Below are 747 nucleotides of genomic sequence, written 5' to 3' on the forward strand. Positions count from 1 at the left end.
GTATTATTTTTGATAAAAAAAGCAATGAATTTATTCAGTTTTACAGCAAATTTTACTAGTGAAGAATCATGTAGACTTCATTTTAAAGAAGAAAGAGATAAGCAAGGGGTTCAATGCAAGTGTGGCAGTAAAGAACATTTTTGGATAAAAAGTGTTTGGAGCTACGAATGTAAAAAATGTAGAAGCAGAATTTCTTTGCGAAGTGGAACAATAATGCAAAGTTCCAATTTATCATTTTTGGTTTGGTACAAAACTATGTTTTTAATGACTGCTACCAAAAAAGGGTTTTCGAGTAAAGAAATTCAGAAGCAACTTGGATTGAAACGATATGAACCAGTTTGGGCAATGGTGCATAAGCTACGAAAAGCAATGGGAAATAGAGATGCCCGTTATACTTTAGAGGGAATGATTGAATTTGACGAAGGTTATTTTACTGTTGAATCATCAGAAATAGAACAAGAAAAAGGTATTCGTGGTCGTGGCGCAGTAGGAAAAATGAACACAGCAATTATGGCTGAATCAACAATTTTAGAAGATATTGAAACAGGAAAGAAATCAAATCAATGTAGATATTTTAAAGCTAAAGTATTAACAGATCATACTTCTGAACAAATAAATGAAACCATTAAAGAATCTATTTCAGAGAAAAGTATTCTTTTTTCAGACAAAAGCACATCATATATTGACATTGCAGACTTGGTTGAAATACACATAACAGAGAAATCCAATAAAGAAACAACAACAGAA

1 protein-coding gene is annotated in these 747 nt (G+C 31.5%); it reads left to right on the forward strand.

Annotated elements, in window-relative coordinates; translation table 11 throughout:
* Positions 1-24 precede the first annotated feature (24 nt).
* A partial coding sequence (locus IAI56_RS15860) for an IS1595 family transposase (protein ID WP_187658777.1) occupies positions 25-747 on the forward strand: 723 nt, incomplete at its 3' end.

Origin of the sequence: Flavobacterium macrobrachii (genome assembly GCF_014486675.1) — a bacterium.
Classification (GTDB): Bacteria; Bacteroidota; Bacteroidia; order Flavobacteriales; family Flavobacteriaceae; genus Flavobacterium; species Flavobacterium macrobrachii.